Origin of the sequence: Bifidobacterium pseudolongum subsp. globosum, assembly GCF_000741295.1 — a bacterium.
In the GTDB taxonomy this organism is placed as follows: Bacteria; Actinomycetota; Actinomycetes; order Actinomycetales; family Bifidobacteriaceae; genus Bifidobacterium; species Bifidobacterium globosum.
On sequence record NZ_JGZG01000013.1, the window covers coordinates 1 to 20,184 of the forward strand.

13 protein-coding genes, 2 tRNA genes and 2 rRNA genes are annotated in these 20,184 nt (G+C 61.6%); 12 read left to right on the forward strand and 5 right to left on the reverse strand.

Features of this window, described 5'->3' with window-relative positions; all coding sequences use genetic code 11:
- Nucleotides 1-424: 424 nt before the first annotated feature.
- The 6 genes from BPSG_RS07380 to BPSG_RS07405 all read left to right on the forward strand — a co-directional run bounded on the left by BPSG_RS07380 (nucleotide 425) and on the right by BPSG_RS07405 (nucleotide 7,977).
- Nucleotides 425-715: a hypothetical protein gene (locus tag BPSG_RS07380; protein ID WP_004218197.1), complete on the forward strand. Its 291-nt coding sequence runs from the start codon at nucleotides 425-427 to the stop codon at nucleotides 713-715.
- A 27-nt stretch (nucleotides 716-742) separates the two neighbouring features.
- Nucleotides 743-1,513: a tyrosine-protein phosphatase gene (locus BPSG_RS07385; protein ID WP_026644218.1), complete on the forward strand. Its 771-nt coding sequence runs from the start codon at nucleotides 743-745 to the stop codon at nucleotides 1,511-1,513.
- A 122-nt stretch (nucleotides 1,514-1,635) separates the two neighbouring features.
- Entirely contained in the window at nucleotides 1,636-1,878 is a 243-nt protein-coding gene (locus BPSG_RS07390) for a hypothetical protein (protein ID WP_033502397.1), read from the forward strand.
- Between the two features lie 443 nt (nucleotides 1,879-2,321).
- Nucleotides 2,322-5,642 (forward strand): mupirocin-resistant isoleucine--tRNA ligase, encoded by a 3,321-nt coding sequence (ileS, locus tag BPSG_RS07395; RefSeq protein ID WP_269146819.1) that lies wholly within the window; start codon nucleotides 2,322-2,324, stop codon nucleotides 5,640-5,642.
- A 398-nt stretch (nucleotides 5,643-6,040) separates the two neighbouring features.
- Nucleotides 6,041-7,276: a hypothetical protein gene (locus BPSG_RS07400; RefSeq protein WP_026644216.1), complete on the forward strand. Its 1,236-nt coding sequence runs from the start codon at nucleotides 6,041-6,043 to the stop codon at nucleotides 7,274-7,276.
- 2 nt (nucleotides 7,277-7,278) lie between these two features.
- Entirely contained in the window at nucleotides 7,279-7,977 is a 699-nt protein-coding gene (locus BPSG_RS07405) for a PspA/IM30 family protein (protein WP_026644215.1), read from the forward strand.
- 104 nt (nucleotides 7,978-8,081) lie between these two features.
- Here the strand turns inward: BPSG_RS07405 and BPSG_RS07410 are convergent, their stop codons facing one another.
- From BPSG_RS07410 to BPSG_RS07415, 3 genes are read right to left on the reverse strand one after another with little or no spacing between them, the layout of a single operon-like run.
- Nucleotides 8,082-9,248 carry an MFS transporter gene (locus tag BPSG_RS07410; RefSeq protein ID WP_236822963.1) on the reverse strand — a complete coding sequence of 389 codons (1,167 nt, stop codon included), beginning with the start codon at nucleotides 9,246-9,248 and terminating at the stop codon, nucleotides 8,082-8,084.
- Between the two features lie 6 nt (nucleotides 9,249-9,254).
- Nucleotides 9,255-9,539: a hypothetical protein gene (locus BPSG_RS08890; protein WP_236822964.1), complete on the reverse strand. Its 285-nt coding sequence runs from the start codon at nucleotides 9,537-9,539 to the stop codon at nucleotides 9,255-9,257.
- Between the two features lie 6 nt (nucleotides 9,540-9,545).
- Nucleotides 9,546-11,216 carry a peptide ABC transporter substrate-binding protein gene (locus BPSG_RS07415; RefSeq protein ID WP_026644214.1) on the reverse strand — a complete coding sequence of 557 codons (1,671 nt, stop codon included), beginning with the start codon at nucleotides 11,214-11,216 and terminating at the stop codon, nucleotides 9,546-9,548.
- 311 nt (nucleotides 11,217-11,527) lie between these two features.
- Here BPSG_RS07415 and BPSG_RS07420 point away from each other — a divergent pair, with 311 nt between their 5' ends.
- From BPSG_RS07420 to BPSG_RS07435, 4 genes are all read left to right on the forward strand, one after another.
- Nucleotides 11,528-11,746 carry a hypothetical protein gene (locus BPSG_RS07420; RefSeq protein WP_004218185.1) on the forward strand — a complete coding sequence of 73 codons (219 nt, stop codon included), beginning with the start codon at nucleotides 11,528-11,530 and terminating at the stop codon, nucleotides 11,744-11,746.
- Between the two features lie 145 nt (nucleotides 11,747-11,891).
- Complete coding sequence (locus BPSG_RS07425) at nucleotides 11,892-12,521, forward strand: hypothetical protein (RefSeq protein WP_026644213.1); 630 nt, start codon at nucleotides 11,892-11,894, stop codon at nucleotides 12,519-12,521.
- A 72-nt stretch (nucleotides 12,522-12,593) separates the two neighbouring features.
- The gene (locus BPSG_RS07430) at nucleotides 12,594-14,159 is read left to right on the forward strand and encodes a basic amino acid/polyamine antiporter (RefSeq protein ID WP_236822965.1); all 1,566 of its coding nucleotides are present in this window, start codon (nucleotides 12,594-12,596) and stop codon (nucleotides 14,157-14,159) included.
- Between the two features lie 29 nt (nucleotides 14,160-14,188).
- Nucleotides 14,189-16,141: an elongation factor G gene (locus BPSG_RS07435; RefSeq protein ID WP_026644211.1), complete on the forward strand. Its 1,953-nt coding sequence runs from the start codon at nucleotides 14,189-14,191 to the stop codon at nucleotides 16,139-16,141.
- Between the two features lie 37 nt (nucleotides 16,142-16,178).
- Here the strand turns inward: BPSG_RS07435 and BPSG_RS07440 are convergent.
- Nucleotides 16,179-16,251: transfer RNA gene (locus tag BPSG_RS07440), tRNA-Gly, on the reverse strand.
- A 24-nt stretch (nucleotides 16,252-16,275) separates the two neighbouring features.
- Nucleotides 16,276-16,350 (reverse strand) — tRNA-Val (locus BPSG_RS07445).
- A gap of 487 nt (nucleotides 16,351-16,837) precedes the next feature.
- Here BPSG_RS07445 and BPSG_RS07450 point away from each other — a divergent pair.
- Nucleotides 16,838-18,376, forward strand: a 16S ribosomal RNA gene (locus tag BPSG_RS07450).
- 512 nt (nucleotides 18,377-18,888) lie between these two features.
- Nucleotides 18,889-20,184 (forward strand): 23S ribosomal RNA (locus BPSG_RS07455); the annotation flags it as partial.

Genomic DNA, 20,184 nt, shown 5'->3' on the forward strand with positions numbered 1-20,184 from the left:
TCCCTGACGGTCGAGTCTTCTGATATCTTGCTGGATGGGCATCGGAATCGCCACTGTCCTTTCCTTCCCGAGAAGGGTCCGGCAGCCACCGGACCGGAAAACGTCGTTGCAACCCGGGAATCTACAGGCAGTGCGAACCGGTGCCTTTCCTCATCTCACATCACTGACTGCATGATGACGAGACCGGGGAAAACCATCCGCCCACACTGCGGAAAAATACTGATGAGCCTGCTGAAAAGACATTGAAGCAAAACAACGAAGCCCCTTGCCGCACATAGGCAAGGGGCTTCCTTATACGCTGGGCCCGCACGCATGTTCCCCACTGGGCAAAGTCCGCCGGGCGCCCCTTTTGTACGAGGCTATAGTGGGGGGATAGGAAGCGGGTGCGACACGCACCCGCGCCGCTCTCGAGATTGGAGCCATCATGGCAGAGCAACAGAACATTCCAGACACCAACACACACGAAGGCCTTGGCGCGGTGAGCGCCGATCAGGTCAAGCAGATGGAGCAGATTGTCAGCGACACTGACCATCCGTACACCGACCCGATCACCGGCAAGCCGAATGAGGACATTCCGGAAAACGAGGTGGGTGTGAGCGATGCCTCCAAGGAAGCCAAGCAGGATGCGGCGCAACGCGAGGAGCTCGCAATCGACCGCCCCGAGGAGACCGACAACGAAAACCAGTGGGAAGACCCGTATCTCGAAGACAAGTGAGTCGCTGACCCACCTGAGAGGAGCCCTATGCGCGTAGTGTCACGCAAACTGCCGTTGCCCACCGTGGAGAACTGCCGCGATCTGGGCGGCATCCACACGGAGCAAGGGCGCATGGTGCGCCCGGGACTGCTGGTGCGCTCGGCGAACCTGCACGATGCGCGCCATGACGACCTGGAGACGCTGGCGCATAGGGGCATCTCGAACGTCATCGATTTGCGCACCGATCCCGAACGCGACCTGAAGCCAGACCGCCTGCTCGAGGATTGGTCGTTCTACGCACTGCCCACGTTCCGCGAGACGAAGGCGCTGCGTTTGCAGCTGCGCGACATCGTCACCCGCCCGGGCACGTTCATCGAGGATCTCTACCCGCGCCTCGTGCTCGACGACGCCGCGGTTGCGTGCTGGAAGCGGATGTTCCGCCTGCTCATCGACGAGCCGGGCGGCTACCTGTTCCACTGCACACAGGGCAAGGATCGCACCGGCATCGCGGCGGCACTCATTCTGGCCGCGCTGGAAGTGCCTGAAGACGTGATCCGCGACGATTACCTGCAGACCAACCTCTACATGTCCACGGAAATGTCGGCGTTCGTCGACACCTTCGAAGCACTGCTCGGCCCCAAGGCTCATGCGGACATCGACGAGTTCCTCGTCGCCTCGCCGCTCTATTTCCAGACGTATATCGACGCCACTGCATCGTTCGGCGGCCCCGTCGGCTACCTGCGTACGGCGATTGGGCTCAGTGAGGCCGACCTGCGTGCACTGCGCGATTTCTACCTCACCGATGACGCAAGTAACTGAAGCGCTTATGGTGTTGTGCTGATTGGGAAAGACGTGAGATACTGCGCGTGTGGAACCCGAAAGGAAGCTATAGTGAGCATATCGTCATCGACGACGAGAGTCGATTGTTAAGGAGGCGCCCTATGGCAGAAACCGAACCCAAGAAAGCGGAAGGACTCGAGGGACTCGACGCCGCACAAGTCGAAGAACTTCAAGAGGTGGTCAGCGAAACGGACAAGCCGCAGGCCGATCCGGCAACCGGCGAGCCGGAAGTGGACGCCGAGGGTTGTGCAACCGCCCACAAGCACAAGGTCGCCGAACAGAACGAGAAAGACCTGCTGTTCGAGTCCGCGGACACCTGGCAGTACATGGAAGTCCCCGAGTGACCGATGGCACATAGTGCCGCGAACACCAGACCAACCATCATTCGTGTTCCCCTGAAATGGCCCGCCCATCGAGCCGCCCCGTTCCCCAAGGCACACCACGCCGCATGCGCGAGGGTGTGTGAGTCAAACGGAAGGCGTGCCGGGGTGGGTCATTCGTGTTTCGGGTCGCATTCGTTCCCGCGTTGCTGGTATAGTGGCGCACGAAACCAGGCAGTGATCCGTCATCAGCGGGGAGCCTTCGGAAGAACAGCCGGGCGGCGCGCCGCCCGACCCAGTAGAACCGACGGGGTCGGCCCGTACAGCCGAACACAAGCGGTCACGTGTGCATGCACGCGCGCGTGGCAAGCGAGGTGGTACCGCGGTGGCGCGGGGGTTGGCAAGCAATCCGCCCGGAGCCATCGTCCTCGCAGGAAAAGACAGATCCTGCAAGATGAGGAGCAATGGTGAGCGAAACACCACAGCACGTGTATCCCAAGGCATCGGTCGGCGAACAAAGCGCGAACGTCGCGCCGAATCCCGACTTCCCGCAGCTCGAACAAGATGTGCTGCGTTATTGGGACACCAACGGCACCTTCCAGAAATCCATCGACGAAAACCCCAGCGGCGAGCACAGCTCGAATGAGTTCGTGTTCTTCGACGGGCCGCCCTTCGCCAACGGCCTGCCGCACTACGGCCATCTGCTCACCGGCTATGCCAAGGATGTGGTGCCGCGCTACCAGACCATGAAGGGCCGCCGAGTCAACCGAGTGTTCGGCTGGGACACGCACGGCCTGCCCGCCGAACTCGAAGCGCAGAAGGAACTCGGCATCGACTCGGTCGACCAGATCGAGCAGATGGGCATCGACAAATTCAACGACGCCTGCCGTGCCTCCGTGCTCAAATATGTGAACGAATGGCGTGACTATGTGCACCGCCAGGCGCGCTGGGTCGATTTCGAACACGGCTACAAGACACTCGACATCCCGTACATGGAGTCGGTCATGTGGGCGTTCAAGACGCTGTACGAGAAAGGCTTGGCATACAAGGGCTACCGCGTGCTGCCGTACTGCCCGAAGGACCAGACGCCGCTGTCCGCGCACGAGTTGCGCATGGACGCCGACGTGTACCAGGACCGTCAGGACACGACCGTATCGGTCGCGGTGAAGCTGCGCGACGAAGACGACGCCTATGCGGTGTTCTGGACCACCACGCCGTGGACCGTGCCCACGAACTTCGCGATTGTGGTGGGCGCAGACATCGACTATGTGGAGGTGCGCCCCAAGGAAGGCAAGTTCGCCGGCAAGAAATTCTACTTCGCCAAGGCCCTGCTCGGCTCCTACAACAAGGAGCTCGGCGAGGACTATGAGGTGGTGCGTGAGCTCAAGGGCTCCGACATGGTGGGCTGGCGCTACTACCCGGTCTTCCCGTATTTCGCGTCCGAACAGGCAACGGCGGAAGGCGGCACACCGGGTCCGAACGCCTACCAGATCCTGACCGCCGACTACGTCGACACTGCGGAAGGCACCGGCTTGGTGCATCAGGCGCCGTATGGCGAAGACGATATGAACACGCTCAACGCCCATGACATCACGAGCGTGGACGTGCTCGACTCCGGCTGTCGATTCACATCACTGTGCCCGGATTACGAAGGCATGTTTGTGTTCGACGCGAACCTGCCGATCTTGCGCAATCTGCGCGCCGGCGACGGCCCGCTCGCGCAGATGCCCGAAGATCAGCGCGCGCTGCTGTTCCAGGAGAAGAGCTACGTGCACTCCTACCCGCACTGCTGGCGCTGCGGCACGCCGCTCATCTACAAGCCGGTCTCCAGCTGGTTCGTTTCGGTGACGAAGATCAAGCCGCGCCTGCTCGAGCTCAACCAGAAGATCAACTGGATCCCGGACAACGTCAAGGACGGCCAGTTCGGCAAGTGGCTTTCCAATGCCCGCGACTGGTCGATTTCGCGCAACCGCTTCTGGGGTTCGCCGATCCCGGTGTGGGTGAGCGACGACCCGAAGTATCCGCGCGTCGACGTCTACGGTTCGCTTGACGAGCTCAAGGCTGATTTCGGTGACTACCCGCGTGACCACGAGGGCAACATCAACATGCATCGCCCGTATATCGACGAGCTGACGCGTCCGAACCCCGACGACCCGACCGGCAAGTCGACGATGCACCGCATCTCCGACGTGCTGGACTGCTGGTTCGAGTCCGGTTCGATGCCGTTCGCCCAGTACCATTACCCGTTCGAGAACAAGGAGTATTTCGAACAGCACTTCCCGTCCGACTTCATCGTCGAATACATCGGCCAGACACGTGGCTGGTTCTACCTGCTACACGTCATGGCGACCGCGCTGTTCGACAAGCCGGCGTTCAAGAACGTGATCTGTCACGGCATTGTGCTCGGTGACGACGGCCAGAAGATGAGCAAGCACCTGCGCAATTACCCCGACGTCAACGGCGTGTTCGACAAGTATGGTTCCGACGCGATGCGCTGGTTCCTGATGAGCTCGCCGATCCTGCGCGGCGGCAATCTCATCGTCACGTCCGAGGGCATCCGTGACACGGTGCGCCAGATCATGCTGCCCGTGTGGAGCTCGTACTACTTCTTCACGTTGTATGCGAACGCCGCGAACAACGGGCAGGGCTACGACGCGCGCGAACTGACCGCGGATGAGGTGCCGGGCCTGCCGCAGATGGACCGCTATCTGCTCGCCCGCACGCGCAAGCTCATCGCACAGGTGAGCGCGCATATGGACGCGTTTGAGATCTCCGACGCGTGCGACGAGGTCTCCGACTTCATCGACATGCTCACCAACTGGTATATCCGCAACACGCGCGACCGGTTCTGGAATGAGGACGAGAACGCGTTCAACACGCTGTACACCGTGCTCGAGGCGTTCATGCGCGTGCTCGCCCCGCTGGCCCCGATGGAGGCGGAGACGGTGTGGCGCGGCCTGACCGGCGGTGATTCCGTGCATCTGGGTGACTGGCCGTATCTGACCGACCCCGAGACCGGTGAAGACACCGCGCTGGGCCGTGTGCTCGTGGAGGACGGCGATCTGGTGGCCGCGATGGACAAGGTGCGCGAAGTCGTTTCCGCCACGCTATCACTGCGCAAGGCGAAGAAGATGCGTGTGCGCCAGCCGCTCGCCAAGCTCACCGTGGTGGTGGACGAGCCGTCGCAGGTGGATGGCTACGATGCGCTGCTCAAGAGCGAACTCAACATCAAGGATGTGGAATACTCCACGCTCGATGAGGCCGCGGACCACGGGCTCAAGATCATTGACGAACTCAAGGTCAATGCGCGCGCCGCAGGCCCGCGTCTGGGCAAGCAGGTGCAGTTCGCGATCAAGGCCTCCAAGAGCGGGGACTGGCATACGGACCCGGCCACGGGCGATCCGGTCATCGAGACGCCGAACGGCACGATCACGCTGCAGGGCGACGAATACGACATCACCCGGCGTGTGGAGGAAGCGGACGTCACGGCACGGCGCGACTCCGTCTCGGCAATCCTGCCGAGCGGCGGGTTCGTGATCCTCGATTTGGAGCTCACCGGTGACCTGATTGCCGAAGGCTATGCGCGAGACGTGGTCCGCGCTGTGCAGGATGCGCGCAAGGAGGCCGGCCTCGAGGTGTCCGACCGCATCGCGCTCACGCTCACGGTGCCTTCCGGTGACCTGCCGAAGGTGGAGCAGTTCCGCGACCTGATCTGCTCGGAGACGCTGTCCACGTCGATGCAGGTTGAGCAAGGCGACGCCCTCGGGGTGCATGTGGCCAAGGCGTGATCCACTGACCACCTGCCCACAGGGCTCGATGACGCCGGTGCGACGCACGAAAAAAGTGCGACGCACCGGCGTCATTTTTCGTTCACCTGCAGAGGGAAAAATCAGGATTATTTTTTGCTTATGATGAGGGGGGCTCCGTGTTCGCGCTTGCGATCGCTGTGGCGATCGTGGTGCGCCGCCGCGCGAAAACGCCGGCGTGGAGTGCGTGCACACTGAGCATGTATAGGGCAACCATGTTCATTGTGCGCAATAAAACGATGAGACAACCGGGCAGCCTGCCGGCACATCGGCTATATTGATACTAATACTCACAACGAGGTTAGGATGTTCACATGCCAAGAGCTGGTGCCGGTTCAGGGTCTGGCCGATCGTCAAGCGGCCACGACGGTGGTTCACGCATGTCCAGCGGGCATCGGCCGAGCATGCCGGGTTCGGGCCGGCGCGCCGGGGGTGGTGGTTCGGCCGGATTCCCGCAGTCCAGCGGGTCCACTGGCTCGGGCGGATTCGATGTGGGCGATCTGTTCCGGGCGGCCGGCATAGGCATGGCAGGTGGCTACAACGCAGGGCGGCGTTCCACCCGCAACCGCTACGGCCGTCGCAGCATGCCATTCCCTGAAGAGATCTTCGACGCGATGGGGCAGCAGCCGAACTACGGCCGCCAGCAGACGCCCGGTCCATATTCGGCAGGCCCCTTCGGCACGGGTGCGCCGGGCGCGGGGCAAGGGCCGTTCTCGCCGGCCGGTGGGCCGCCGGTGGCCCCGCCCACCATGCAAACGCCGTTCGGAGGCAACAACAACGGCGGGAAAAAGCCCAATGGAGGGCTCACCGGACTCATGCCACTGATCGGCATCCTGGCCGCGCTCGTCATCTTCCTGCTCATTTTCATGATGCCCAGCTGCTCGAACAATGAGCCCAACCGCAATGATTATAACGTGACGGTGCCGGAAAGCACGTACAACCGCACCAAGCTCGATTCAGGGCTGCCGTACGATTCGAACTGCATCGACGACCAGCTCGGCTGGTTCGAGAACCGCACATCCGCGGCGAAACGCCTCAAGGTGTTCTACGACAAGACCGGCATACAGCCGTACATCCTGTTCGCCAAATACAATCCGCAGCTGAAGACCGATGATGAGAAACAGGCATGGGCGCGCGAATGGTACGACGACCACATCGACAATGAGGACACGCTGCTGTTTGTGTATTTCGCCGAGCAGGACGTGGACAACGACGTTGGGTACATGACGCTTGTCAACGGCAAACACGTCTCGAGCATCATGGACGCCCAGGCCACTGAGATCTTCTGGACGTACCTTGACGAGTACTGGTTCAGCGACCGGTCGACCGACGATGCGATCGTGGCCACATTTGATTCGACCGCGGACCGCATCATGACCAAGACGACAACCAGGAACGATGTGCACAAGTGGGTGATCATCGCGGTCATTGTGATCGGCATCCTTGCCATCGGGGCCGTGGTCGCCTGGATGCTCATCAAGCGCAAGCGCGAGCACGAGCAGTATGTGGAACGTATGGTCACCACACCGCTCGAAGAGGTTCGCGATCCGATTTTGGAAAAATATGATCAGGCAGATCACAATGATCAGGTTGGTCAGGAACAGAAAGGACAATAGCCATGGCTATTCTCAAACGATTCGGCGACATCATGCGCGCAAACATCAATGCGTTGCTCGACAAGGCCGAGGATCCGGCGAAGATGGTCGACCAGATGCTGCTTGATCTCAACGAAGACCTCGCGGCGGTCAAGAAGGAGACCGCGAGCGTCATGGCCGCGGCCACCAACGCACGCCAGCAGGTCAACGACTGCAAGGCGGACATCGCCAAGTACGAGGCGGCCGCGAAGGCCGCGGTCAAGGCCGGCAACGACGACGACGCCCGCAAACTGCTCGCCACCAAGCAGCAGTATGAGAGCACGCTCACTTCACTCGAGACCGCCGCCACCGTCGCCGAAGACAATGCGGCGAAGATGCGTCAGATGCACGACAAGCTCGTCAACGACATCAACAGCCTGCAGGCACGCCGTGCCGCGGTGCACGCCAAGGTCTCCGTGGCCAACGCGCAGCAGCACGTCAACGAAGCCACCGAGAAGACCAGCAGGGCCTCCCGCAACAGCGCCGCGTTCGAGCGCATGGAGGAGAAGGCCGACCGCATGCTCAACGAGGCCAATGCCACGGCTGAGCTCAACACGCAGGCGAGCAACGAAGACATCGCCAACAAGTACCTCGCCGGCGGCTCCACGTCGGTGGACGACGAACTGGCCCGCCTCAAGGCCGAGGTGGGCGTGGAAGAGCAGCAGCAGGCTGCCAACAACTGAAACACCATGCCGTCCGTGTAAGGGCGGCGCATAGACGAACGCCGGGGCCCGTGCATGCGGGTCCCGGCGTTCGCTGTGTCATGCAGTGCGGCTGAGGGCTGAGATTATGCCGGCTGGTTGATCTTGGCGCGGCCGTGCCTCACCATCTCGCGCGAGTACCACACCGAGACGAGCAGCATCACCACTTCGAAGATCGCGGCGATGAGGATCGAATGCTGGAAACCGTTGGCATACGCCGCATGGCGGTTGATGCCAACGGCGGTCTGCCTGAGCGCGTCGGCGGAAAGCACACCCACGAACAGCGCGGATCCGATCGATCCCGCAATCTGGTTGCCGGTCGAGAAGATCGCACTCGTGTCGGGCACGGCATTGTCGGGCAGCGCCTCAAGCACCACATCCTTATCGGGCACATTGATGAGCGCGTCGCCGACCACCACAACGGAGCCGATGAGCACCACGAGCCATGCGGTCTTGGTGGGCGCCGCGAAGAACGTGGCGAACAGGCCGACCACCATGAGCAGGAAGCCGCCCGAGACGACCGGCCACATGCCGGAACGGTCCACGGTCTTGCCGCCCACAATCACCGAACCCGAATAGAACAACGTCATGATGAGCAGGAAACAGCCGGCCACGAACGGCGTGTAATCGCACGCGCGCTCCAAGTACAGCGGCAACAGCAACAACACGGCCTGCTGGCCCATCGCACCCGCCATGTACATGAGCACGTCGATCGACACATACAAGTGCTTCATCGGGTGCAGGTCGAGCAGCGGCACGTCCACATGGAACTGGCGCACGGTGAACCACGCGAGCACCGCCACACTGACGATGAGCATGGGCACGGCGAACAGCGGGCGGTGCGTCAATTCGGAGAAGCCCATCATCAACGCCGCCAGACCCACGAACGAGAGCACGATCGACAGCGTGTCGATCGGGTGCCGCCTGCGCGGTTCGACGTCGAACATGAACTTCGCGCCCATGAGGATCGAGATGATGCCGACCGCCAACGGCACCACATACATCGACGTCAGGCTCACATAGGTCAGGAATACGCCGCTGAGCAACGGCGCCACCGCGATGCCCAGGCCGATGATGGCGCTGTTGAGCGACACCACACGGCCCGAGATCTTGGCTGGTACCACACGGATGATCACCGTGTTGATTGTTGGGAACATGAGTCCCGACCCGACCGCCTGGATCAGGCGGCTCGTGAGCATCATCGGAAAATTCAGGGAGAACAGGCCAATGAGCGAACTGACGATGAGCAGCACGCGGCTCTAGAAGAACAGTTTCTTCAAGCCGATGCGCGCGAGCACGGTGGCGGCGGTCATCACCGCCGTGGCCGCGACGATCGCATAGCCGACCGTCACCCAGTTGGCCGTGGCGATGCTCACATGGTAGGTCTCCGAGATGTTCGGGAGCGCGACCGCCATCATCACACCGCAGAACCCGTCGCCAAGCGTGCTGACAATCAGCGTGGCGATGAGCAATTTGACCGATTTCCAACTATGCTGTTGCCCGTCTTTGGCGGTGATCATCTCATCGTTCGCAATTGCTCCCATATGCCATCACTTCGTGATTTCGTTGTACTTCGGTACACCCATGTAATTGAATCCGACATGCTGCACGTGCTCGCCGGCCGCCGCGGTCACATTCGCGTACCACAGCGGGATCACCGGCAGATCCTTGAACAGCACCTCCTCGGCCTGATGATAGTAGCTGATCGCATCATCCACGTTGGTTTGGCGCGCAGCGTCATCGATCAGTTTGTCGAAGGCTGTGCTCTTGTAATCGCCGTTGTTCAAGCCCTTGCCGTCGGCCGCTGACGAATCGTAGGCCTGCATGAGATATCCTTCCGGATATGGGTAGTCGGACTGCAGGCCCTGCAGGAACGCCGCGTTGATCGTGCGGTCGTGGATCGCGCCGCTCAGCTCTTTCTGCGTGGGGATGATGTACGGATGCGCATCGATGCCCAAGGCGTTCTTGATGGAGTTCGTGATGCCCTCCACGCGCTGCTTGTCGCCGCTGTCCGCGCTGTAGGCAAGGCGGAACGTGCCGCTCCACGGGCTGATCGCATTGGCCTGGTCCCACAGTTTCCTAGCGGTCTCGGCGTTGTAGTCGAGCACGTTGGCGCCCTTGAGGCTCTTGGAATAGCCGGCGATCGTGGGCGCGGTGAAGTTGGTGGCCGCCGTCGCGGTGCCGTAGAGGACCTTTTCGATGATGTTGGCGCGGTTCACGGCATGGCTGATTGCGGCGCGGCGCAGCCGGCCCTCCTCGCCCGAGAAATGCTTGAGCCTCTGCGGGATTGTGAACGAGCGGAACGCGGGGCCTGGCTTGTTGAAGGCCTGAATGCCGCTTTCATGTTGGTACGTGGCGAGCGCGGAGGTGGGAATGGTGTCGATCACGTCGAGATTGCCTGATTCCACGTCTGCGTATGCGGTTTGCACGTCGGTGTACAGCTCAAAGGTGACGCCGCCGTTCTTGGGTGTGCGCGGTCCGGTGTACTTCGGATTCGGCACAAGCTGGATGCTCGAATCATGGTCCCACTGCTTGAGCATGTAAGGGCCGTTGCCGATCGGGTGCTCGCCGAACGCGTTTACATCGGAGTATGCGCTTTCGGGAATCGGCAGGAACGCCACGTCGCCCACCTTGTAAGGGAACGAGGAGTCGGGTGTGTTGAGCGTGACCTGCAGCGTGCGGTCATCCACCACCTTGAGGCCGCTCAACTGTGCGTCTTTGTTGCCGTTGGCGTCCTGCAGCGCCTCGTAGCCTTGGATGGTGGAGAAGATCGCGGCGCCGAGCTGCCCGTTTGCGGCGTTCGCTGCGAACGACCAGGCCTTGGCATAGGTCTGCGCGGTGATCTTCTGGCCGTCGGAGAACCGCAGACCGTCGCGCAGTGTGATTGTGTATTGCGAGGCGTCGCTGTTCGGGGTGATCGATTTGGCGTTGGCGTAGATCAGCTTGCCGTCGTCCGAGAATGTGACGAGCCCTTCGAAGAGCTGTGTCACGACCTTCCAACCGGCCATGTCGTTGGTGTTGCCGGGCAACAGGTTGGCGGAGGGTTCCACGTTGTTCACCGTGATCACCGAAGTGGTTGCGGTGCTTGATGAGCCTTGCGCGCTGGGGGAGCCGGTGCCGCCGCTGGTGCCGCAGCCGGCCAGCAACATGCCGAGCGCCGCGATGGAAGCGACCGCGGCGGTGACGTGTGCGGACGGGTGTGAAAAACGGGGATGGAACACAATGGCACCTCGAATGATTGGATGAACACTGAATTGATGAATAGGGGCGCATGGCACACCTGCATTCAACCTGCATTCAACCTAACATCGTCGGTCCGGTATGCATAGGGGCTTCGGTGCTGCGCGGAAAACGGGAATAATGCATGTTGCCATCGTGTTTTGGCGTGCAAGCCAATGCCATGCGGAATCGCCAAAAAATGACGGTCGAATATACGCTTGTAGCGTCGCTTGGCACGGCGAGATGCGGGATGCGGTGTAATGGGGGATAGGCCCAGATGGGCTACAGACTACTCACACGAAAGGTGGTCGTTATGGCAGACGAAAAGAAGCCCCACGAAACGCTCAAAGAGAGGTTCGATGACTTTAAGGCCGATGTGGACGTGCATAAGGCCGAGCATCAGGAGAAGGATGCGATCAAGGACGTCGAAAGGGCCGCCAAGCACGACGCCAAGTCGGACGTGGACCTTGACAAAGCCGCAGCCAATGTGGACAAAGCCATCGAACGCGAAGCCGAAGCCAAGGAAGGCTGATCGATTCCCCCATATATTGTTCCCATTGGTGAGGAAGCCATAAGCGTGTGAATCATACGGCCCAACACCGTGTAATTCACATGGGGAATTATATTGCAGCAGTATCCCGCCTCGTTTGGAGGCGGGATACTGTTATATGGAGTGCATGCCTTCAGAAAACGAACTCACCGCCGCACTGATGCGCCTGTGCGACGGTCCGGATGACCACGCTCGACTGCACATGCAAGCACGCGCGAACCATGGGCACGTGGTCACGCTCGACTGCGACTATGACGCCGAAGGCCTGACCGCCACATTCATCGAGCAAGCGGCCGATGCGCCAAAGTCGCAGCGCATCCTGACGGCGATGCGCGCGGACACGCCTTCTGCGTCAGCCGCACGGCGCATCGCCTACGCCTACCAGGACCTCATCGGCACCGTCGGCAATCCGCCTGCCGTGACTGTCGATCTACTCGAACAGCGCATCGCGCGCATCGCGCCCATTGTGCTGCCTGAATCCCAGCTCGGAATCGCACCGCCGGTGCGTGTGGCCGCAAGCGCGGAAGACCCATGCGCGTTCGAACTGCACAGCGCAGATGCACACGCGGCGCCGAACGCGGCCCTGCTGCGGTTCCATGGCACGGCAGCCAACGGGTTTTCATGCGCCACGATGTGGCGTCTCGAAGACGGGTATGCGTCCTACGCCATGGTCGACTACACCGCTGGACCGCTCAACGACATCCTCGTGGACGTGCTGTGCACACTGCGCTTCTACGCGGTGCGCGGTTGGGCGTGACACCATGGCACATTGCGCCGGCCGCACAACCGGCCGGGCGGAACGAACCATCTGTTACGCTCTGATGTCGGCATGCATGCACACAACAGGAGTGGATTGACGATGGCGGACAGCGGGCAACACGCATCCAATGCGCCGGCGATGGTGGAGGGTTCCGGTGCGGCGGCCGCGGGGCCGCGCAGCACAGTGGGGTTCGTCGGCCTGTTCGCGCTTGTGGTGTCGGCGATGGTCGGCGGCGGCATCTTCAGCCTGCCGCAAAATATGGCACAGCATGCGTCCGCCGGAGGCCAGATCGTGGCATGGGCGATCACCGGCGTGGGCATGTGGTTCATCGTCAACACGTTCCGCGTGCTCACCAACACCAAACCGCATATGCAAGACGGTCTCTACGCATATGCCCGCACCGGGTTCGGCGATTTCGTCGGCTTCCTCGTGGCCTACGGGTATTGGCTGTGCAACTGTTTCTCACTGGTGGCCTATGGCGTGCTCATCATGTCCACGCTCGACATCTTCATGCCCGGCACCTTCACCAATGGCAACAACATCGCGTCCACCGTGGCCTCGTCGCTCATCCTCTGGCTCATGTTCATTGTGGCATCGCTGGGCACAAAAACAGGCGCCATCATCAACGTCGCCGGCACCATCTGCAAGATGATCCCCGTGCTCGTGTTCGTGGTGGCGCTCGCCGCCGTATTCAAAACCGGCGTATTTGTGCGCGGGTTCTGGGGATTGAGCGCCCAAGGCACGCCGCTTGGGTTCGATGTGCACCGCATCGGTGCCCAAGTGAGCGACTCCATGCTCGTCACCCTGTGGCTGTTCATCGGCATGGAGGGCGCAGTCGTGGTCTCCGGTTCGGCGCGCCATCCGCGCGACGTCTCCCGTGCCACAACCGCCGGTTATCTCACCGTGCTCGTGCTCTACATCCTCGTTTCGCTGCTGCCGCTCGGCGTATACTCCGCCAGCCAGGTGGCGCAGATGCCCAACCCCTCGATGTCGGTGATCATGGAACAGCGCTTCGGCCAGTGGGGTTCCATCATGGTCAACATAGGCGTGATCATCTCCGTGGTGTTCGCATGGCTCGTCTGGATGATCATGATCAGCCAGATGCCGCTATACGCCGCGCGCGACGGCATCTATCCGCGGTCCTTCCGCGCCACCAACCGCTTCGGCGCGCCATCCACCGGTCTCGTGTGGACCGCCATCACCTGCCAGCTGCTGTTCGTGCTCTGCCACTTCGTCAACGGGGATGCCTGGGAGGTCATGATTTCCATCACCTCGGTCATGGCCATGCCCTGCTACCTGTTGTGCTGTGTGTATCTGTGGAAGGTCGCCGTACGCGAGCGCACCGTGTTCCGCAGTGCGGTCGCGCGCCATCGTGCGCTCGCCACCGGCATACTGGGCACGCTGTTCTCGCTGTTCCTCGTCTACTCGGCGGGGCTGCGGTATCTGATGATGGCGTGCGCGTTGTATGCGATTGGCCTGCCGCTGCTCGTGGTGGCGCGCCGGCAGCGCCGCCCTGGCACGCCACTGCGCCAGCTGTTTTCGCATAGGGGCTGGGTTGTATTGTCGCTTATCGTGGTGTTGGGTGTGTGCGGTCTCGTCTACACCGTGCACGGTGGCGTGTTCGGGGTGGCATGACGCACATTGCGCACGGAAAGGAGACTTCGGTGAAGCGGATTGTAACGGGAATCGTGGCGCATGTGGATGCAGGCAAGACCACCCTGTCCGAAGCGCTGCTGTATGCCACGGGCACTACGCGCAAACTCGGCCGTGTGGACCATGGCGACGCGTTCCTCGACACCGACGCGATCGAACGCGCGCGCGGCATCACCATCTACACTGAGCCTGCGGTGATGCGCGTGGGCGATGTGGAGCTCACGATCCTCGACACCCCGGGCCATGTCGATTTCTCCGCCGAAACCGAGCGCACACTGCAGGCGCTCGACTACGCGATCCTTGTGGTGTCTGCGGCCGACGGCGTGCAGGGCCATACACTCACACTGTGGCGGCTGCTGCAGCGTTACCATGTGCCGGTGTTCGTGTTCGTCAACAAGATGGACGCGCCCGGAGCTGACCGCGCGCGCATCCTCGACCAGCTGCACGCGCGCTGTTCGGACGCGTGCATCGACTTCACTGCTGCGGTGGATGGGCTGTCGAGCGACCAGCTCGACGCGCTCGCGATGCAAAGCGAGGCAGCGATGGACGAATACCTCGAGACAGGCGGCATTGACGTGCGCACCGTGCGCGGCATGATTGCCGATGGCGCGGTTGTGCCGGTGTATTTCGGCGCGGCGCTCAAAATGCAGGGCATCAGCGAGTTTCTGGAAGGCTTTGCGTATTTCACGCGCGAGCCGCACTATACCGCCGAATTCGGCGCGCGCGTGTTCAAGATCGCGCACGACCGGCAGGGCAACCGCCTGAGTTGGATCAAAGTGACCGGCGGCGAGCTCACCGCCAAGATGATGCTGCCCGAAGTGGGTGGCGCGGAGAAAGTGGATCAGGTGCGCGTCTACTCCGGTGCGAAATTCACGACGGTCGAGTCGGTGCCCGCGGGCACGGTGTGCGCGGTCACCGGACCCGCGCGCACATTCCCCGGCGAAGGGCTCGGCACGGCGCGCAATGCGGCACAGCCGGCATTGCGGCCGGTGCTCACCTACACACTGCTGCCGGGGGGCAACGATGTGCACGCATGTCTGCAGGCGCTGCGCGAGCTCGAAGATGAGGAGCCGCTGCTGCACGTGGTGTGGCAGGAGCGGCTGCAGGAGGCGCATGTGCAGCTCATGGGCGCCGTGCAGCTGGAGATTGTCGAACAGCTGATGCGCGACCGTTTCGGGCTCGACATCTCATTCGGCCCGGGGTCGATCCTGTACGCGGAGACAATCACCGCGCCCGTCGAAGGCGTGGGCCATTTTGAGCCGCTGCGCCATTACGCGGAAACGCACGTGCTGCTTGAGCCGCTTGCGCGGGGGAGCGGACTGGAGTTCGCCACGGATGTGAGCGAAGACGAGCTCGACCGCAATTGGCAGCGGCTCATCATGCAGCATCTGCAGGAGACCGAGCATCCGGGCGTGCTCATCGGCGCACCGATCACCGACATGCGGCTGACGCTCATCGGCGGGCGCGGCCACTTGAAGCACACCGAAGGCGGCGATTTCCGGCAGGCGACCTATCGCGCGGTGCGGCAGGGACTCATGGAGGCGCGCGAGACGGGGCATGCCGTGCTGCTCGAACCGTGGTACCGGTTCCGTCTTGAGCTTCCGCAGGAGATGCTCGGGCGCGCGTTGAGCGACGTGCAGCGCATGAGCGGCGAGAGCGCGGCCCCGCAGATCGCGGACGGCCTTGCCGTGGTGGAAGGCGCGGCGCCGGTGAGCGAGATGCGCGACTATGCGATGGACGTGAACGCATATACGCACGGCGAAGGGCGTCTGGCGCTCATGTTCGGCGGATACAGGGAATGCCATGGCGAGCAGGCGGTCGTAGAGGCGGCGGGCTATGACCCCGAGGCCGATCTGGAGCATACACCGGATTCGGTGTTCTGCGCGCACGGCGCCGGGTATACGGTGAAGTGGTACAAAGTGCCGGAATTCTGCCATGTGCCGATGCGCGGGGAATTGGCGTAAACCGTCTGGAATGGCGGATAATCAGTAAGAACAAGAGAGCGGACAACGGGACTCGAACCCGCGGTCTCGACCTTGGCAAGGTCGCGCTTTACCAACTAAGCTATGTCCGCAAAGGCAATGCACAGTGTGCAGCCTGGTGGGCGATACAAGATTCGAACTTGTGACCCCTTCCGTGTCAGGGAAGTGCGCTACCACTGCGCCAACCGCCCGAGGCGAGAAGTAAACATACCCGCATATGTTGACAACGTCAAGACCGCGTGTGTTGGGCGTGCTGAGAAACGGTTCGCGCGCCGGGTGTGGTGCTCAGGGGTGTTTGTGGTGGTTGTGTGACACGCCGGTGGAAGCATTGTGGTTGTTGGGTTTTGTGGGTTGCGACACGCCGGTGGGTTGTGTTGGTGGGGGTTGTGGTGTAGGTTTTTCTCTTGCTGCCGCTCGCGGTCTGGTCCGGTTCTTCCGGGTCGGGGTTGTGGGTGTGTTTGGTGGTTTGAGAACTCAATAGTGTGTACTGTACTACTTGCCATGGGTCGCATCCGTGTGGGTGTGGCTTGTGGTTCTTGATTGCCAGTCCGATGCCCGCCCGTGTGGTACCCGAGGGGGTTTGATGGGTGTCGGGGTTTTTGTGTGACCGTCCTTCCTTATTGGATGGTCCGTCTTTTTTCTTTTTGAGAGCCGTTTGTTGGCTTTCCATGAAGGTTTTTTGTGGAGGGTTCGATTCTGGCTCAGGATGAACGCTGGCGGCGTGCTTAACACATGCAAGTCGAACGGGATCCCTGGCAGCTTGCTGCCGGGGTGAGAGTGGCGAACGGGTGAGTAATGCGTGACCGACCTGCCCCATGCACCGGAATAGCTCCTGGAAACGGGTGGTAATGCCGGATGTTCCACATGAGCGCATGCGAGTGTGGGAAAGGCTTTTTGCGGCATGGGATGGGGTCGCGTCCTATCAGCTTGTTGGTGGGGTAACGGCCTACCAAGGCGTTGACGGGTAGCCGGCCTGAGAGGGCGACCGGCCACATTGGGACTGAGATACGGCCCAGACTCCTACGGGAGGCAGCAGTGGGGAATATTGCACAATGGGCGCAAGCCTGATGCAGCGACGCCGCGTGCGGGATGGAGGCCTTCGGGTTGTAAACCGCTTTTGTTCAAGGGCAAGGCACGGTTTCGGCCGTGTTGAGTGGATTGTTCGAATAAGCACCGGCTAACTACGTGCCAGCAGCCGCGGTAATACGTAGGGTGCAAGCGTTATCCGGATTTATTGGGCGTAAAGGGCTCGTAGGCGGTTCGTCGCGTCCGGTGTGAAAGTCCATCGCTTAACGGTGGATCCGCGCCGGGTACGGGCGGGCTTGAGTGCGGTAGGGGAGACTGGAATTCCCGGTGTAACGGTGGAATGTGTAGATATCGGGAAGAACACCAATGGCGAAGGCAGGTCTCTGGGCCGTTACTGACGCTGAGGAGCGAAAGCGTGGGGAGCGAACAGGATTAGATACCCTGGTAGTCCACGCCGTAAACGGTGGATGCTGGATGTGGGGCCCTTTTTCCGGGTCCTGTGTCGGAGCTAACGCGTTAAGCATCCCGCCTGGGGAGTACGGCCGCAAGGCTAAAACTCAAAGAAATTGACGGGGGCCCGCACAAGCGGCGGAGCATGCGGATTAATTCGATGCAACGCGAAGAACCTTACCTGGGCTTGACATGTGCCGGACGCCCGCGGAGACGTGGGTTCCCTTCGGGGCCGGTTCACAGGTGGTGCATGGTCGTCGTCAGCTCGTGTCGTGAGATGTTGGGTTAAGTCCCGCAACGAGCGCAACCCTCGCCGCGTGTTGCCAGCGGGTCATGCCGGGAACTCACGTGGGACCGCCGGGGTTAACTCGGAGGAAGGTGGGGATGACGTCAGATCATCATGCCCCTTACGTCCAGGGCTTCACGCATGCTACAATGGCCGGTACAACGGGGTGCGACACGGTGACGTGGGGCGGATCCCTGAAAACCGGTCTCAGTTCGGATCGCAGTCTGCAACTCGACTGCGTGAAGGTGGAGTCGCTAGTAATCGCGGATCAGCAACGCCGCGGTGAATGCGTTCCCGGGCCTTGTACACACCGCCCGTCAAGTCATGAAAGTGGGCAGCACCCGAAGACGGTGGCCTAACCTTATTGGGGGGAGCCGTCTAAGGTGAGGCTCGTGATTGGGACTAAGTCGTAACAAGGTAGCCGTACCGGAAGGTGCGGCTGGATCACCTCCTTTCTACGGAGTTTTGTGGGCGCACGGTAGTGCGCCGATGTGGGGATGCTTCCTTTCCCGGCTTCCTGGCCGGGTGGCGTCCCTTGCTGGCTGGGAAAAGGTCAAGGCGCCTGCGCCCTTGTGGTGTGGGTGGACAGTGGTGTGGTGCATGCTGTTGGGTTCCCGGACCGCCAGGCCCCTTGTCGGGGGTGGTGTTCCGTTCCCGCCGTCCTGGCCGCGCCCCTTGTGGGGTGGGTGCTTGGGGTGGTGTGGTGTGGTGGTTTGAGAACTGGAGAGTGGACGCGAGCATGAACGGTGTGCCCTGTGGGGTGTGCCGGGTGTGTTCGTACTGTTGATTTTGTCGAACCGTTCCGTGCCCGCTTTCGGGTGGGTGCGTGGATTGTGTTCGCGAGTGTTTTGGTAAGCCGTCCACGCCCGTGTGGGTGTGGGTGGTGTTTTAGATGATCTGATTAGTTGTCGTAGGGTGTTCCAGTGCAAGTGGCATGGGCCCGTTGGCCCCTTTTGCGGGGGTTGGTGGGTTTGTTGCCATGGGCGTATGGTGGATGCCTTGGCAGGCAGTACCGATGAAGGACGTGTGGGGCCGCGATAGGCCTCGGGGAGCCGCCGACAGGGCTTTGATCCGAGGGTGTCCGAATGGGGTAACCCGCCGGCTGTTGTGGGCCGGCACCGCAGGAATGTTTGCGGGGGGTACGCAGGGAAGTGAAACATCTCAGTACCTGCAGGAAAGGATACTCCGTGAGTAGTGGCGAGCGAAAGCGGATGATGGCTAAACCGGTGCCGTGTGATACCCGTCGGGGGTTGCGGCGCTGGTGTCGTGGGAGCGGCCGTGCCGGTGCCGACGCGCCGGCCGCCAGTGATAAAACCGTGTGTGAGGCGAACCGGGTTGGATACCGGGCCGTAGAGGGTGATGGCCCCGTAGCCGAACGCGCATGGTCTGGCGGGTTGTGTCCCGAGTAGCGCGGGCCTCGTGGAATCCCGTGTGAATCCGCCCAGACCGTTGGGTAAGCCTGAGTATACCTGTCTGACCGATAGTGTACCAGTACCGTGAGGGAAAGGTGAAAAGCACCCCGGGAGGGGAGTGAAAGAGTTCCTGAAACCGTGCGCCTACGAACCGTCGGAGCCCCCGTGTGGGGTGACGGCGTGCCTATCGAAAAATGAGTCTGCGAGTCAGTGGCATGTGGCGAGCCTAAGCCGTGGAGGTGGAGGCGTAGCGAAAGCGAGTCTTAAAAGGCGTTGTTCAGTCGCGTGTCCTGGACCCGAAGCGGGATGATCTAGCCTGGGCAGGTTGAAGCGCGGGTAAGACCGCGTGGAGGACCGCACCCACTTAGGTTGAAAACTGAGGGGATGACCTGGGGTTAGGGGTGAAAGGCCAATCAAATTCCGTGATAGCTGGTTCTCTCCGAAATGCATTTAGGTGCAGCGTTGGTTGATTGCGCGCAGGGGGTAGAGCGACTGGATGCTTGCGGGCCCGTACCGGGTACCAATAGCAACCAAACTCCGAATACCTGTCGTGTGTATGCCAGCAGTGAGTCGGGGGGATAAGCTCCGTCGTCGAGGGGGAGACAGCCCTGACCGTCGTCTAAGGTCCCCAAGCGCGTGCTAAGTGGGAAAGGATGTGGAGTCGCATAGACAGCCAGGAGGTTGGCTCAGAAGCAGCCATCCTTGAAAGAGTGCGTAACAGCTCACTGGTCTAGTGGTTCCGCGCCGACAATGTAGCGGGGCTCAAGCACGCCACCGAAGACGCGGCAACAACCCTTGTGGTTGTTGGGTAGGAGAGCGTCCCATGCCGGGTTGAAGCCGCGGAGTGATCC

What these genes read in the sequence shown, in the direction of transcription:
- BPSG_RS07430 (WP_236822965.1), top strand. Translation starts at nt 12,594, where the DNA reads ATGCATGCACACAACAGGAGTGGATTGACGATGGCGGACAGCGGGCAA.
- BPSG_RS07405 (WP_026644215.1), top strand. Translation starts at nt 7,279, where the DNA reads ATGGCTATTCTCAAACGATTCGGCGACATCATGCGCGCAAACATCAAT.
- BPSG_RS07390 (WP_033502397.1), top strand. Translation starts at nt 1,636, where the DNA reads ATGGCAGAAACCGAACCCAAGAAAGCGGAAGGACTCGAGGGACTCGAC.
- BPSG_RS07400 (WP_026644216.1), top strand. Translation starts at nt 6,041, where the DNA reads ATGTCCAGCGGGCATCGGCCGAGCATGCCGGGTTCGGGCCGGCGCGCC.
- BPSG_RS07420 (WP_004218185.1), top strand. Translation starts at nt 11,528, where the DNA reads ATGGCAGACGAAAAGAAGCCCCACGAAACGCTCAAAGAGAGGTTCGAT.
- BPSG_RS07380 (WP_004218197.1), top strand. Translation starts at nt 425, where the DNA reads ATGGCAGAGCAACAGAACATTCCAGACACCAACACACACGAAGGCCTT.
- BPSG_RS08890 (WP_236822964.1), bottom strand. Translation starts at nt 9,539, where the DNA reads ATGGGAGCAATTGCGAACGATGAGATGATCACCGCCAAAGACGGGCAA.
- BPSG_RS07425 (WP_026644213.1), top strand. Translation starts at nt 11,892, where the DNA reads ATGCCTTCAGAAAACGAACTCACCGCCGCACTGATGCGCCTGTGCGAC.
- BPSG_RS07385 (WP_026644218.1), top strand. Translation starts at nt 743, where the DNA reads ATGCGCGTAGTGTCACGCAAACTGCCGTTGCCCACCGTGGAGAACTGC.